General features: G+C 68.0%; 12 protein-coding genes. 4 read left to right on the top strand and 8 right to left on the bottom strand.

Annotated features, from left to right (window positions below):
• The first annotated feature begins 168 nt into the window (after positions 1-168).
• Positions 169-1,092: a sulfite exporter TauE/SafE family protein gene (locus IT41_RS03715; protein WP_036738868.1), complete on the top strand. Its 924-nt coding sequence runs from the start codon at positions 169-171 to the stop codon at positions 1,090-1,092.
• Positions 1,089-1,901 (top strand): TIGR02186 family protein, encoded by an 813-nt coding sequence (locus tag IT41_RS03710; protein ID WP_036738867.1) that lies wholly within the window; start codon positions 1,089-1,091, stop codon positions 1,899-1,901. The genes IT41_RS03715 and IT41_RS03710 overlap by 4 nt, the downstream gene beginning before the upstream one ends.
• Here the strand turns inward: IT41_RS03710 and IT41_RS03705 are convergent.
• The 5 genes from IT41_RS03705 to smc all read right to left on the bottom strand — a co-directional run bounded on the left by IT41_RS03705 (position 1,898) and on the right by smc (position 8,302).
• Positions 1,898-3,028: a GNAT family N-acetyltransferase gene (locus IT41_RS03705; protein ID WP_036738866.1), complete on the bottom strand. Its 1,131-nt coding sequence runs from the start codon at positions 3,026-3,028 to the stop codon at positions 1,898-1,900. The two genes, IT41_RS03710 and IT41_RS03705, sit on opposite strands and share 4 nt — an antisense overlap.
• A gap of 128 nt (positions 3,029-3,156) precedes the next feature.
• Positions 3,157-3,912, bottom strand: coding sequence for a glycerophosphodiester phosphodiesterase family protein (locus tag IT41_RS03700; protein WP_036738865.1), 756 nt, complete (start codon positions 3,910-3,912; stop codon positions 3,157-3,159).
• Complete coding sequence (locus IT41_RS03695; protein WP_036738864.1) at positions 3,912-4,352, bottom strand: RidA family protein; 441 nt, start codon at positions 4,350-4,352, stop codon at positions 3,912-3,914. The genes IT41_RS03700 and IT41_RS03695 overlap by 1 nt, the downstream gene beginning before the upstream one ends.
• Before the next feature lie 9 nt (positions 4,353-4,361).
• A complete protein-coding gene (locus IT41_RS03690) occupies positions 4,362-4,814 on the bottom strand; it encodes a YbjN domain-containing protein (protein ID WP_036738863.1) in 453 nt (150 codons plus the stop codon).
• Positions 4,815-4,855: 41 nt separating this feature from the next.
• Positions 4,856-8,302 carry a chromosome segregation protein SMC gene (gene smc / locus IT41_RS03685; protein ID WP_036738862.1) on the bottom strand — a complete coding sequence of 1,149 codons (3,447 nt, stop codon included), beginning with the start codon at positions 8,300-8,302 and terminating at the stop codon, positions 4,856-4,858.
• 149 nt (positions 8,303-8,451) lie between these two features.
• Between smc and IT41_RS03680 the strand changes: the two genes are divergently transcribed.
• Together IT41_RS03680 and IT41_RS03675 are read left to right on the top strand one after the other, a co-directional pair.
• A complete protein-coding gene (locus IT41_RS03680) occupies positions 8,452-8,805 on the top strand; it encodes a CidA/LrgA family protein (RefSeq protein WP_036738861.1) in 354 nt (117 codons plus the stop codon).
• Positions 8,802-9,518: an LrgB family protein gene (locus tag IT41_RS03675; protein WP_036738860.1), complete on the top strand. Its 717-nt coding sequence runs from the start codon at positions 8,802-8,804 to the stop codon at positions 9,516-9,518. The genes IT41_RS03680 and IT41_RS03675 overlap by 4 nt, the downstream gene beginning before the upstream one ends.
• Before the next feature lie 39 nt (positions 9,519-9,557).
• Here IT41_RS03675 and IT41_RS03670 read toward each other — a convergent pair whose 3' ends face one another.
• From IT41_RS03670 to IT41_RS03660, 3 genes are all read right to left on the bottom strand, one after another.
• Entirely contained in the window at positions 9,558-12,638 is a 3,081-nt protein-coding gene (locus tag IT41_RS03670) for an efflux RND transporter permease subunit (protein WP_036738859.1), read from the bottom strand.
• Positions 12,635-13,765: an efflux RND transporter periplasmic adaptor subunit gene (locus tag IT41_RS03665; RefSeq protein ID WP_139221596.1), complete on the bottom strand. Its 1,131-nt coding sequence runs from the start codon at positions 13,763-13,765 to the stop codon at positions 12,635-12,637. Before IT41_RS03665 ends, IT41_RS03670 begins: the two co-directional genes overlap by 4 nt.
• A gap of 342 nt (positions 13,766-14,107) precedes the next feature.
• A partial coding sequence (locus IT41_RS03660) for a Vgb family protein (protein ID WP_462498363.1) occupies positions 14,108-14,952 on the bottom strand: 845 nt, incomplete at its 5' end.

The following is a 14,952-nucleotide window of genomic DNA, read 5'->3' as shown; positions in this document are numbered from 1 at the left end:
ATATCTCCGCAAGGCCATGGACGCGCCGGCCGCCAGCCGTTATCCGTCCGTCAGACAATGATTATCCGTGCGGCGCGCCTGCGACAACCCGCAGGACGCATGCCATGTGCGTTTGACAGCGCGTGGTTTCCAAAGCAGAAGCAGGAAAGACAACCGACCGGACAGGACATGCAGATCTACCTTCCCATTGCCGAGGTTGTGGTGAACGCCTTTACCCTGATCGGGCTGGGCGGTCTCGTCGGTCTGATGTCGGGCCTGTTCGGCGTCGGCGGCGGCTTTCTGATCACGCCGCTGCTGTTCTTCATCGGCATTCCGCCCCCCATTGCCGTCGCCACCGGGGCCAATCAGGTCGTTGCCTCGTCCTTTTCGGGTGTGCTGGCGCATGTCAAGCGCAAGACCGTCGATTTCCGCATGGGCTGGGTGCTGCTGGCGGGCGGGCTTGTCGGCTCGTCCATCGGCGTGCTGCTGTTCAACATGCTGCAAAGGCTGGGCCAGGTCGATCTGGTGGTGCAGCTTTGCTATGTCATCTTTCTGGGCCTGATCGGCGGGATGATGTTTCAGGAAAGCCTGCGCGCCCTGCGCCGCACGCGGGTCAGCGGCCCGATCAAGCCGATGCGGCGGCATCAGCATGGCTGGGTGCATAAATGGCCGCTGAAAATCAAGTTCCGCGCCTCGGGCCTTTATATCAGCTCGATCCCGGTGCTGCTGGTCGGCGCGGCGGTCGGCGTTCTGGCCGCGATCATGGGCGTGGGCGGCGGTTTCATCATGGTGCCGGCGATGATCTACCTGCTGGGCATGCCGACCAAGGTGGTCATCGGCACCTCGCTGTTCCAGATCACCTTCCTGTCGGCCTATACGACGCTGATGCATGCGGTATCCTCGAACACGGTGGATGTCATGCTGGCGGTGCTGCTGATCGTCGGCGGCGTCGTCGGCGCGCAGATCGGCACGCAGCTGGGCACCCGCCTGCGGGCCGAGCAATTGCGCATCCTGCTGGCGCTGCTGGTGCTGGCGGTCTGCGCCAAGCTGGCGCTGGACCTGTTCCTGCGCCCGGACGAGCTTTATTCCGTCACCACGGGATTGCTGCAATGACCCGGCCTCTTGTCCCGTTGCTGCTGACCGCCCTGCTGGCCATCGCGCTGCCGGCACGGGCGCAGGATGCCGCGCCCGAATCGCCCGAGAAGGAACCGCCGGAAAAGATCGTGGCCGGGATTTCGCGCGAGAATATCGACATCACCACCAGCTTCGACGGGTCCGAGATCATCATCTACGGCGCCGTCAAGCGACAGGCCCCGATTCCCGCCGACGATCCGCTGGACGTCGTCGTCGCCGTCGCCGGCCCGTCCGAGGCGGTGACCGTGCGCCACAAGGAACGCAAGCTGGGCGTATGGGTGAATACCGGCCGCGTCGATATCGGGGCCGCACCGAATTTCTATGTCATCGCCTCGACCCGGCCGCTGCATCTGATCCTGACGCCGCAGCAGGATCAGGTGCATCGCATTTCCGTACCGCTGGTCATGCGCAGCTTTGCCGGCCCGCTGGAGGTCGAGGACGCCGTTCCCTATACCGAGGCGCTGGTCCGCCTGCGCCAGAATTCGGGCTATTACCGGCAGGACAACGGCGCCGTGCGGCTGGTCGAGAATACGCTGTTCCGGGCCGATGTCCGCCTGCCCTCGAACCTGATCGAGGGCGCCTATAGCGCGCGCATCTTCCTGTTGCGCGGGGGCGAGGTGCTCGACACATTCCGCGCGCCGATCGAGGTGCGCAAGGTCGGGCTGGAGCGGTGGTTGTATCGGCTGGCGCTGGAATATCCCTTTGTCTACGGGATCATGTCGCTGGCCATCGCGATTGCGGCGGGCTGGGGCGCGTCGGCCGCCTTCCGGCAGTTCCGGCGCAACTAGCCGCGCCGGAACGGTCCCATTTCGGTCAGCAGGGCCATCTCCTGGCCGACGGCGTCGCGCTCGCGGCGCAGGTAGTCCGCGATGGCCTTGTGAAAGCCCTCGTCGGCGACCCAGTGCAGGGAATGGGTCTGGCTGGGCATGTAGCCGCGCGCCAGCTTGTGCTCGCCCTGCGCGCCGGCCTCGACCCGCGCCAGCCCCTGCGCGATCGCCCAGTCGATGGCGCGGTGATAGCACAGTTCGAAATGCAGATGCGGGTGATCCTCGATACAGCCCCAGTAACGGCCGTATAGCGCATCGCGCCCGATCAGGTTCAGCGCGCCGGCGATGGGGCGGCCGTCACGCTCGGCCAGGACCAGCAGGCAATCGTCGCGCATCGTGTCGTGCAGGATGTCGAAGAACGCGCGCGTCAGATAGGGGCTGCCCCATTTGCGCCCGCCGGTATCCTGATAGAAATGCCAGAACGCATCCCAATGCGCGGGCAGGATCTCGTCGCCGCGCAGGCTGCGGATGCTGCCGCCAAAGGCCTGCGCGCGTTCGCGTTCCTTGCGGATCGCCTTGCGCTTGCGCGAGGACAGCCGGCCCAGGAAATCGTCGAAGGCCGCATAGCCGTCATTCTGCCAGTGGAACTGTTCGCTGGCCCGGCTCAGATAGCCGACCTCTTCGCCAAGCGCCGCCTCGGCCGCGCTGCAAAAGGTGACATGCGCGCCCGACAGGCCGGATTGCCGCGCCACCTGCGCCATGGCCTGCAGCAGCGCGCCCTGCACCGCCGGAATCGCGGATATCAGCCGCGGCCCGGTCACCGGGGTGAAGGGCACCGCGCATTGCAGTTTCGGGTAATAGCGCCCGCCCGCGCGTTCATAGGCATGCGCCCAGGCGTGATCGAAAATATATTCGCCCTGGCTGTGGGTCTTGACATAGCAGGGCGCGACGCCCGCCACCTTGCCATCCAGCCGCGCGATCAGGTGGCTGGGATGCCAGCCGGTCCCTTCGCCAACCGAGGCCGAGGCCTCGAGCGCGGCCAGAAAGCGATGCGTGGTGAACGGGTTCGCATCCGCCCCGCAGCCATCCCATTCGGCCGGGTCGATGCCAGAGATCGCGGACAGGACGGAGACGGTCAACTCGCTCATGCCGGCAAGATAGGCGTCCCGCCCGGCTTTGTCAGCGCCCGCCGGTAACTTCCACGTTTGTGCCGGTGACATGGCAGGCCGGTCACGACCCTTGCGCTGCTCATATTCTCCCCTCCCCCGACAGGCTGTCAGGACAGGCGCGGCAGATAGCCCTCGAAGGTGATATTGTCGGCCACGCGCCGCGCCTCGGCCTCTTGTCCGGGCGAGCGGATGGTCCAGCTCAGCACCGGCACGCCGCGCGCCTTCAGCGCCAGCAGGGCCGGGTTTTGCAGATCCTTGCGGTCATGCGATACGAATACGGCGCCCACCCGGTCGAAATCCGCGATCCGGGCCAGATGTTCGCGCCTCGGCCGATCCAGCGCCGGCCAGTCCAGGGCCGAATAGCCGCAGGTCACCAGCCCCGCCGGCACGCCGGGCGCCGCCTTGTGAAATGCCGCGACCGTATGCGGGTTGAAGGACATCACCGCCACCGGGCCGGCATAATCGGCCAGCAAGCCGGCCACGCTGTCCTGCAGGTCCCCCACCGCCTCGGTCGAGCGCAGGCTCTGATCCTTGATCTCGATCAGCAGAGGGACCCTGCCGGCCACCTCGGCCAGCATTTCGCGCAGGGTCGGGATGGGCTGATCCGTGCCCATGAGCCGCAATTCCGCCAGCGCCGCGCGGTCAAGATCGGCAAGCCGGCCCCGGACGCCGGTCAGGCGCGGCAGGTCATCGTCGTGAAACACCATCGCCGTGCCGTCGCCGGCGCGCTGGATGTCGCATTCGATGCCGTAACCCGCCGCGATGGCGGCGCGAAAGGCCGCCATGCTGTTTTCCGGCACGCCCGGCCCGTGCAAACCGCGATGGGCGATCGGCAGGCGCAGAAAACCCGGATGCAGCGGCATCACTCGATCTCGAATATGCCGTCGATCTCGACCGCCACGCCCAGGGGCAGCGCCGGGGCGGATACGGCGGCGCGGGCGTGCCGGCCCTTGTCGCCGAACACCTCGACCATCAGGTCCGAGCAGCCATTGACCACCTTGGGCTGATCGGTGAATTCGGGCGTCGAGTTCACGAAAGCGCCCAGCCGGACCACACGCCTGACCCGGTCCAGCGACCCCAGTGCCGCGCGCGCCTGTGCCAGCAGGGCCAGCCCGCAGCTGCGCGCGGCCCCGGCCCCGTCCTCGACCGTCAGATCGGCGCCCAGCCGGCCCTTGACCGTGCTGATCTGCCCCGAGACGTAAAGCAGATCGCCCGAGATCACATAGGGCACGTAATTCGCCGCAGGGGCCGGCGCGTCCGGCAATTCGATCCCCAGTTCGGCCAGCCTTGTCTCGATTGTCATGCCATTCCCCTACCAGTCGATGAAATCGCGGAAATCGTTCAGCAAAACGCGCCAGATGTCCAGCGCATCCTTGAAATTCCGGCGCCCGATACCTTCGCCGGTCAGCCCGATATCCATCTCGATGAAGGGATCGCCGTCGCGATCCAGATAGACCCGGCCAAAGCGCCGCTCGCGGTTCCACAGATTGGCCATCTCGATCGGCAGGGGCGCGTCCAGCTGAAACCCGGCCGAAAACTGCATCGCGGCACAGGTCGCCTGACAATCGAAGAAATGGACGCGAAAGAGCACATCGTCAATCCGGCTTTCCAGCATCGGATCGCCCTTGTTATCGGCCAGCTGCGTCACCCGCAGACCGGTATCGGCCATCATGCGCTGTATCAGGTCGGGGTCGCCCCGCACCTGCGCCGCCACGACAGAGCTGGCCAGCATCAGCGCAACCGGAAAAAGAATCAGGACACGCATGCACGCCTCCACACCACAGCGCGCAGATAGCGCAAACGATGTCAGGCGACCAGAGCCTCGGCGCGCTTCAGATCGACGCTGACCAGCTGGCTGACGCCCTGTTCCACCATGGTCACGCCGAACAGCCGGTCCATGCGCGACATGGTGACGGCGTGGTGTGTGATCACAAGAAAACGGGTATCGGTGCGGCGCGTCATCTCGTCCATCAGATCGCAGAAACGGGTCACGTTGGCGTCGTCCAGCGGCGCATCCACCTCGTCCAGAACGCAGATCGGGGCGGGATTGGCCAGAAAGACGGCAAAGATCAGCGCCAGCGCGGTCAGCGTCTGTTCGCCCCCCGACAGCAGGCTCAGCGTGCTGAGCTTCTTGCCCGGCGGCTGGCACATGATTTCCAGACCTGCCTCAAGCGGGTCGTCGGATTCGACCAGCACCAGCCGCGCCTCGCCACCGCCGAACAGATGCGTGAACAGCGTGGTGAAATTGGCGTTCACCGTGTCGAAGGCGGCCAGCAGTCGCTCGCGCCCCTCGCGGTTCAGGCTGGCAATGCCCTGGCGCAGCTTGCGGATCGCCTCGGTCAGGTCGTCTTTCTCGCCGCCCAGGCGGCCCCGTTCCTCGTCCAGTTCGCGCTTGTCCTCTTCGGCACGCAGGTTGACGGCGCCAAGCGCGTCGCGCTGCTGGCGCAGGCGGGCGACGCGGTCCTCAAGCTCGGTGGGGGCGATTTCCTCGACCTCGCCCAGCGATTCCAGCAGCGCCTGCGGGGTGGTTTCGGCCTCTTCACCGATGCGCGCGCGGGCGCCGGCCTCGGCCTCGATGGCGGCTTCGGCGCGGGCTTCGCGTGCGGCGCGGGTCTCGCGCGCCTCCGAGGCGCGGCGCTCGGCCTCGCGTTCGGCCTCCGAGGTGGCGCGCAGGGCCTGATCGGCGGCGGCAAGCCTGTCGCGGGCGGCGGCCAGCCGCGCCTCGGCCTTGCCCTCGGCCTCGGTCAGGATGCCGCGGCGCTCGGCCAGGATCTCGGGCTGGGCCTCGGCCTCTTCCAGTTCCCCGGCGGCCTGATCGCGGCGGTTGGCCAGTTCGCGGGCGCGGGTGCCGGCCTGATCCAGACGCAGCCGCCAGCCGGATTCCTCCTTGGCGATTTCCTGCAGGCGGCGGATGCGGGCATTCGCCTCGCGCTTCAGTTCATCCAGCGCGCCGCGCCGGGTCATGGTGGCGATGCGCGCCGCCTCGACCCCGGTGCGGGCATGTTCGACGGCATCGGCCGCCGCCGCGCGGTCGGGCAGATCGGCCAGCGCGCGCTCGGCCTCGGAGAGCCGGGCACGGGCATCGCCCATATCCTCGCGGTGGCGGGCCAGTTCCGCGCGAGCGGATTCGGCGCGGCTTTGCGCCATGGACAGGTCCGATTCGGCGCGCGTCACGGCGCGGGCGGCATCGGACAGACCGCGCTCGGCCTCGCGCCGCGCGTCGCGGGCGCGTTTCTCGGCCTCGGTCGCGGCGGAGAGCCGGTCGCGCAGCGCCTGATGGGTCGCGCCCGCATCCTCGGCCCGGGCCTGCGCCGCTTCGGCCTGCCCGGTCATTTCGGCAAGCTGGTTGACCTTTTGCAGATGCAGCGCGGCCGAGGACGAGGCTTCGCCCGCCATCACTCGCATCCCGTCCCAGCGGAACAGATCGCCGTCGCGCGTGACCAGCCGCTGACCGGGGGCCAGCGATTCCTGCAACGCGGCGCCGGTCGCGGCATCGGCGACCAGCCCGACCTGCGACAGGCGGCGGGCCAGCGCATCCGGCCCCTGAACATGCGGGGCCAAGGGCTGGGCGTCCCCGGGCAGCGCCTGCACCGAGCCATAACCCGGCAGCGCGTGCCAGCCCGAGCCATCCTGCGCCAGCCCGGCGGAAAGATCGTCGCCAAGCGCCGCGCCAAAGGCCGTTTCATAGCCCCGCGCCACGCGCACAAGGTCCAGAATGGATTTGCCGCCGCTGCCGCCGCGCTCGACCAGCCGCCGCAGCGCCGCCATTTCCGCATTCAGGGCCGAGACCTCGCCCTCGGCCTCGGCGCGGGCGGCGCGGGCGGCGGATTCCCCGGCCTCAAGCTCGCCGCGCGATTCCTCGGCGGCGGCAAGGGCGTCCTCGGCGGTCTCGACACGCTCACGGGCCTCGTCCTGCGCCTCTTCGGCGGCGGCGCGGGCGGTTTCGGCCCCCTCGCCAGCCTCGGCCGCGCGGGCAGCAGTGGCCTCGGCCTCGGCGGCGGCGCGGGTGGCGCGGTCCAGCATCTGGCGCAGGTCATGCACCAGACGCTCGGCCGACTGGTGGCGGGCGGCCAGACGGGCGGATTCGTCGGTCAGCTCGGCCAGCTTGCCCTCGACCTCGCGCAGCGCCTCGGCGGCCTCATCCGCGGCATCGGCGGCCGCCTCAAGGCGTTCCTCATGCCCCTGCCCGGCCTTGTCCAGCTCGCGCTTTTCCCATTCCAGCCGCTCGATCACCTCGCCGGCATCGTGGTTCAGCGCAGCTTCGCGTTCGATATCGCGGTCCAGCTGGGCAATGCGCGCCAGCAGGGTCTGGATTGCCTGGGCGGCGCGGGATTCGGCCTCGTCCAGGGCCTCGCGCTCGACGGTGGCGCGGGACAGGATGGCGGCGGCGACCTGTTCCTCTTCGCGCAGGGGCGGCAGATGCGCTTCGGCCTCTTCGCGGGCGGCGATGGCGTGGCGGGCAGCGGCCTCGGCGCCGGATGCGGCGGCGATGGCGGCGCGCAGGGCCTCGGCGGCCAGATCGCGGGATTTCTCGGCCTCGGCCCAGCGGCGATAGAGCAACTGCCCCTCGGCCAGACGCAGGGCGGCGCCGATCTCGCGATAGCGGGCGGCGGCGCGGGCCTGGCGGGCGAGGCTGGCGGCCTGCGCCGAAAGTTGCTCCAACGTGTCGTCGACACGGGTCAGGTTGTTTTCGGCCCCGTTCAGCTTCAGCTCGGCCTCGTGCCGGCGCTGGTACAGGCCCGAAATCCCCGCCGCCTCTTCCAGAATCCGGCGCCGCGCCTTGGGCTTGGCATTGATCAGTTCGGAGATCTGCCCCTGCCGCACCAGCGCCGGCGAATGCGCCCCGGTCGAGGCATCGGCGAACAGCATCTGCACGTCGCGGGCGCGCACCTCCTTGCCGTTGATGCGATAGGCCGAGCCGGCATCGCGGGTGATCCGGCGCGAGATATCCAGCGAATCGGCATTGTTCACCGCCTCGGGCGCCAGGCGCTGCGAATTGTCGATGGTCAGCGTCACCTCGGCATGGCCGCGCGCCGAGCGGCGCGAGGTGCCGGCGAAGATCACATCCTCCATCCCCTCGCCGCGCATGGCCGTGGGGCGGTTTTCGCCCATGACCCAGCGCAGCGCCTCAAGCAGGTTGGACTTGCCGCAGCCATTCGGGCCGACCACGCCGGTCAGCCCCTCGTGAATGACCAGATCGGTCGGATCCACGAAGCTCTTGAAGCCATTCAGTCGCAGCCGGTCGAAACGCAATGGGGGTCCATCCTGTGCCGTAAATGTCACGAGTTTTGGCGATCAGGACAGCCGAGTCAACCGAAACCACAATATATTGTCGACGGAACGCAGTTTTCCACAATATTTGAGGGATCAACACAAGAGCCCCCGCCTGCTAATCTGACGCCATGATTCCAGCGCTTTGCATCATCCTGAGCTTTCAGCTGATCGGTGAGGTCGCCGCCCGCGGCCTGGGCCTGTCGCTGCCCGGCCCGGTGCTGGGCCTGCTGCTGCTGGTCCTGTCCTGCAGCCTGCGGCCACCGCTGGCCGATCTGCTGCGGCCGGTGGTCGGCACCCTGCTGGGCAACCTGTCGCTGTTCTTCGTGCCGGCGGGCGTGGGTGTCGTCGCCCATCTCAGCCAGTTCCGGCAGGACGGCATCGCCATCGCCATCGCGGTCATGGTCTCGACCGTGCTGGCGATCGCGGTCGGCGCGCTGGTCTTTCGCGCCGTGCTGAAGTGGACGGGAGGGTCCGAGCAATGACCGATGCCGCCCTGATCTGGAGCTATCTCACCCAGGAGCCGCTGCTGTGGCTGACGGCGACGCTGGTCGCCTATTGGCTGGGCGATACGTTTTTCCGCCGCATGGACCGGCAAAGCTGGGCCAACCCGGTGCTGACCGCGGTGATCGTCCTGGCGCTGCTGCTGGGGGTTACCGGCACCAGCTACCAGACCTATTTCGAGGGCGCGAAATTCGTGCATTTCATGCTGGGCCCGGCGACGGTCGCACTGGGAATGCCGCTTTACGACAATCTCAAGCGCCTGCGCTGCTCGGCGCTGCCGCTGGTGGCGGCACTGCTGGCCGGATCGCTGACCGCGATCCTGTCGGTCCTGCTGATCGCCCGGACCTTCGGCCTGTCCGATATCATGCTGGCCAGCCTGGCGCCGAAATCGACCACCGCCCCGGTCGCCATCGGCATCGCCGAAGGGCTGGGCGGCGATCCCACCATCACCGCCGTTCTGGTGCTGCTGACTGGCATTTTCGGCGCCATCGTCGCGACGCCGGTGCTGAACGCGCTGAAGATACGCGACTGGCGGGCGCGCGGCTTTTCGCTGGGCGTCGCCGCGCATGGGATCGGGACCGCGCGCGCCTTTCAGGTCAATGAAACCGCCGGCGCCTTTGCCGGGATCGGGATGGGGCTGAACGCCGTGCTGACGGCAATCATCGCGCCGCTGGTCCTGCGCCTGTTCCTGTAGCGCGGGCGCACGCCCGCGCGGAGTGACACGCCGTCGCTATCACCCCTCGGCGGCGGGCGCCGGGGCGGGCTGGTCCTCGTCCAGCGACCGCAGGCGCAGCCGCTCGATCAGGACATAGATCACCGGGGTCAGCAGCAGCGTCAGCACGAAGGCCAGGCTCAGCCCGCCGACGATCACCGCACCGATCGCCCTGCGGCTTTCGGCCCCGGCGCCCGTGGCCGTGGCCAGCGGCACTGCGCCCAGAACCGTGGCGATGGTGGTCATCAGGACCGGGCGCAGCCGTGTCACCGCGCCTTCGCGGGCGGCCTCGGCCAGCGGCCGGCCGGCGAGGCGCAGCTGATTGGCGAATTCGACGATCAGGATGCCGTTCTTGGCCATGATGCCGATCATCAGGATCATGCCCACCTGCGAAAAGATGTTCACCGTGCCGCCGGTCAGATACAGCGTCACCACCGCGCCGCCCAGCCCCAGCGGCACGGTCAGCATGATGGTCAGCGGCGTGCGGAAGCTTTCGAACTGCGCGGACAGCACCAGGAACACGATGGCCAGCGCCAGGACAAAGACCATCGCGATGCCGCCGGAACTCTCCAGGTAATCGGCGGCGCGCCCCTCCCATGCCAGCACGGCGCCGGCGGGCAGTTCCTGCACCGCCTGCTCGACAATGGCCATGGCGGTGGTCAGATCCAGCCCCTCGGTCAGGTCGGCCTCCATCTCGACCGAGATCAGCCGGTCGTAGCGGTTGATCTCGGGCGTGGTGGCGCCGGTCTCGATACTGGCAAATGCCGAAAGCGGGATCAGATCGCCGCGCTCGTTTCGCAGGAGCACGGCCAGCATGTCCTGCACCGAATCGCGATCCTCGGGCGAGGCCTGCAGGATGACCGGGTATTGCCGCCCGTCGCTGGTATATTCCCCGACCTCGCGCGAGGCGAACAGCACCTGCAGTGTCTGCGCGACGGTCTGCGCGTCCAGCCCCAGATCCTGCGCGCGATTGCGGTCTATCGACAGATCCGCGCCGGGCTGATTGGCCGAAAAGCCGACCTCGACCGAGGCAAGACGGCTGTCCTCCTCGAGCCTCGCCGCCATCTGCGCGGCCCATTCCGAGGTGCGCTCCATATCCGGGCCGCCCAGCATCCAGCGGATATTGCCGACCGCGCCGCCGATGCCCAGCCCGCCCGAGGCGCGAACGAAGGTCGCGACCTCGGAGATCCCGGTCAGCTGCGGCCGCAACTGCGCGACCAGATCATCGGCAGAGACCTGCCGTTCGTCCCATGGCGCCAGATCGATGAACAGCATCGCGCGGCGCATTTCGCCCCAGCTGCCGACAATGGTGGTGACATTTTCGACGATGCCCTGATCGCGCAGGGGCTCCAGCAGGGCCTCGACCCGGCGGGTTGCGGCATCAGTATAATCGAGGCTCGACCCCTGTGGCGCGGATACGAAGATCTGCACCTGACCGCGATCCTCGGCCGGGGTCAGCTCGCGCGGCAGGTATTGATAGATGGTGACCGAGGCGGCCACGGCAAAGGCGGTAATGGCAAGGATCGCGAGCGGCCGCGCGATCATCCGTTCCAGCGCCGCACCGTAGATATGTTCCAGCCAGCGGATCACCCGGTCCATGGCGCGGGTGAGCAGGCCGGGGCGCTCCTCGCGCGGCATGACCCGCGCGGCAAGCACCGGCGAGAGCGTCAGGGCGACAAAGCCGGACACCGCGACCGCGACCGCGAGCACGATGCCGAATTCCGCGAAAAGCAGGCCGATTTCGCCCTGCATGAAGCTGACCGGGATAAAGACCGCGATCAGCACCGCGGTCGTGGCGATGACCGCGAAACTGACCTGTGCAGCGCCGGCGCGCGCCGATTCGGCCCGCGACTTGCCCATCGCGCGGTGGCGCTGGATGTTTTCCAGCACCACGATGGCGTCATCGACCACCAGGCCGATGGCCAGGATCAGCGCGAACAGGGTCAGGATATTGATCGAATAACCAAGCGCCATCATCGACAGCGCCGCGCCCAGGGCCGAGATCGGGATGGTCACGACCGGCACCATCGACAGCCGGACCGAGCCCAGGAACAGGAAGATCACCGCCGTGACCAGCGCCACCGCCTCGGCGAATACCTTGAGCACCTGCTCGATCGAGCTTTCGATGAAAATGGCCTCGTCCGAGGTGATCCTGAGCGCCATGCCTTCGGGCAGGGTCGGGCGGATACGATCCAGCTCGGCCCTGACGGCTGTGGAAATCGCGATGGTATTGGCCTGCGCCTGCTGCTGCACGCCCAGCCCCAGCGAAACCAGCCCATTGGCGCGAAAGAACGATTCGCGCTGCTCGGGGCCTTCCTCGATCATCGCCACGTCGCCCAGACGCAGCGGCCGGCTGCCGTCATTGCGGATCACCATCTGGCGAAAGCTGTCCGCCGAGGTGAAACGGGTCTGCGCCAGCACCTGCAACTGCCGGGCGCCGGTCTCGATCTCGCCCGCCGGCAGTTCCAGATTGTTGGCCTGCAACGCAGTGATGATATCGCCGGTGGTGATGCCATGCGCGGCCATCCGGGTCTGGTCCAGCCAGATCCGCATCGAGGGCGAGCGTTCGCCAAAGATCGCGGTATTCGCCACGCCCGGCAGCCGCCCCAGCCGGTCGACCAGGAAACGGTCGGCATAATCCGACAGCTCGACCGGCGTCATGGCCGAGCTGGACAGGCTCAGCCGGATGACCGGATCGCTTTCATTGTCGTTCTTTTCGACCCGCGGACGGTCGGCCGCTTCGGGCAGCTGGTTGACCACCCGGTCGACGGCATTGCGCACGTCATTGGCCGCCGTCTCGATATTGCGGCCGGGGTCGAAGGTCATCACCGTGCGCATGCGGCCGCGCTCGGATTCGCTGGACATCGAGGTCATGCCGGAGATTCCGGCCAGCGCGCCCTCGATGACCGAGGTGACCTGACTGTCCACCACATCCGGCGCGGCGCCGGTATAGGCGACCGAGACGGTGATCGAGGCGGATTCCACCTGCGGCAGTTCGCGCACCGGCAGCCGGGTCAGCGCCATCGCCCCGATCAGCACGATCAGCAGGTTCAGCACCGTTGCGGTGACCGGGCGGCGCAGCGAGAAATCGGGCAGGCTCATCCGCCTTCTCCCGTGACGGGGGCCGCTTTCGGGGTCGCCGCGACCTCGGGCGGTTGTAGCTGCGGCCGTTCCTCGATCGCCATGCCGGGGGCGATGCGATGCAGGTTGGTCACGATCACCCGCGCCGAGGGTGGCAGGCCCGAGGTCACCTCGACCCGGCCGTCGCGCTGCTGGCCGGTGGTGATCGAGACCCGCCGGACCACGCCGTCCTGCGCCACCATGACATAGGTATTCGCGCCCTCGACCGTCAGGGCGCGTTCCGGGACCGCGGGGTTGCGGCGTTCGCCCATCAGCAATTCGGCCTGCAGGAACATGCCGCCGGACAGCGCCCGGTCGTCATTCTCGATCCGGGCCTTGAGCGCGATCGAGCGGGTGGCGGCATCGACGCGGGTGTCGATGCGGCTGATCCCCGCCCGGAAGATCCGGCCGGGCCAGGCGGCCGAGGTCAGATCGACCTGCTGCCCCGGCCGCAGGCGCGGCAGCAGGGCCTCGGGGACGCTGAAATCCACCTCGATCACCGACAGATCGTCCAGCGTGGTGATGATGGTCGAGGTTTCGACCATCTGCCCTTCGACCAGATCGGTCAGCCCGACGATGCCGGAAAATGGCGCGCGCAGGCTGCGGTCGTCCAGCGCGATCCGGGCGCGGTCGCGCTCGGCCTCGGCGCGCAGCAGGGTCGCGCGGGCGGTCTGATAGGCCGCGTCCGAGGCGCTGCCGCTGCGATTGAGCTTTTCCTGCCGGGCAAAGGCGGCCTGCGCCTCGGCCAGCGTCGCCTCGGCGGATTTCAGGTCGGCCTGTTCCGCGCGGTCGTCCAGCAGCAGGAGCACCTGCCCCGCCTCGACGCTGTCGCCCGACTCGAACCGGATCTCCGCGATGCGGCCGCTGGATTCGGGCACCAGTTCCAGCGCCTGGCGGGCGCGGGCGGTGCCGACGGCACGCACCCTTTCGGCAAATGTCTCGACCCCGGCGGCAACGGTTTCCACCACCAGCGGATCACGGTTGCCGCCCGGGCCAAGCATCGCGGTCTGTTCGCCCTGCCTGGCCAGGATGCGGTCGGTCAGGTACATACCGCCGCCGGCCGCGGCCAGCACCACGATAAGGGTCAGAATGATCTTGACGATCCGCATCACGTTATCCTTGTCGCGGCCCGGCCGGCTGGCGCAGGTGGCTTGTTTCCCGGCCCATGGCAAGGCAGCCGGGCGTGACCGGCCGTCGCATGGGCTCCATGCCGCCGCAAGCCGTCTTGGCGCTGCCTGTTCTGGCGCTGCTCAGTTTTCATTCGATCAGGTTGCCCAAAACCGATTCGGTTCCTCATTCGCATCGTAACATAGCGACATGAACGGAAACGGAGTCCTAACGGGCAGCGACGCGCCGCCGATCGTGATCGGCGCGCTCCGCAGGCGGGCGGCCAATAAAAAAGGCCCGGCGATCATGATCGCCGGGCCCGGTTTTTCTGAAATCGCCGTGACTTACGACTTGGGCGTGATGCGCCAGATGCGGTCGCCCGCCTCGTCGTTTTCGCCGCGCGACTTGTTCACGGCCCAGACATTGCCCTTGCCATCGGCGCGCAGCTGGTTGGGCAGGCTGCCGGCATCCAGATTGGCCACGATCTGGCCCTGGGTGTCGACCACGGTGATCGTGCCCGCGCCGCGATTGGCGACATAGGCCAGACGGCTGACCGGGTCGAAGGCGACGTTCAGCGCGCCCGCGCCCACCGGCACGTCATGCAGCACCTCGCCGGTTTCCGCCTTGACGATCAGCAGATTGTCGGTGCCCTGCGAGGCGGCGAAGATCAGCCCCTCCTGCGGGTCATAGGCGGCGCCGGAAACGCCCTTGGTGCCGGGCAGCGCGATCACCTTGACCTCGCCCGAGGCCAGGTCGATCAGCGCCGCTTCGGGCGTGGTCAGGCTGACGGTCACCAGCTTGCCGCCCTTTTCGTCCAGATCCAGCGACATGGAGGAAAATTCCTCGCCCCGGACCTGCGTTTCGATCTCGATCGGCTCGAGCTGTTCCAGCGTTGCGGTGTCAAAGACCTGGATGGTCGGGGTAAAGGTGGCGCTGGCATAGGCGCGGTTGTTCGCCTCGTCCACGACGATGTCGCGCGAATGGACCACCGCGCCCACGTCGAACTGCTTGACCAGCGACAGATCGTCCTGCTTGTAGACCGCGATCGTGTCCTGGCGGGTATTGCTGACCCAGACATTGCCGTTCGCATTGTCCACCTCGACGCCATAGACGGCGAAGACGCCGCCTTCGCGCCCGTCCGGGCGGGCGCGAAGGCGGCGTCTTCGCCGTCTATGGCGTCGAGGTGGAC

The sequence above is a fragment of the Paracoccus halophilus genome, from assembly GCF_000763905.1.
GTDB classification, from domain to species: Bacteria; Pseudomonadota; Alphaproteobacteria; order Rhodobacterales; family Rhodobacteraceae; genus Paracoccus; species Paracoccus halophilus.
This window is presented reverse-complemented; position numbering and strand designations above follow the sequence as displayed.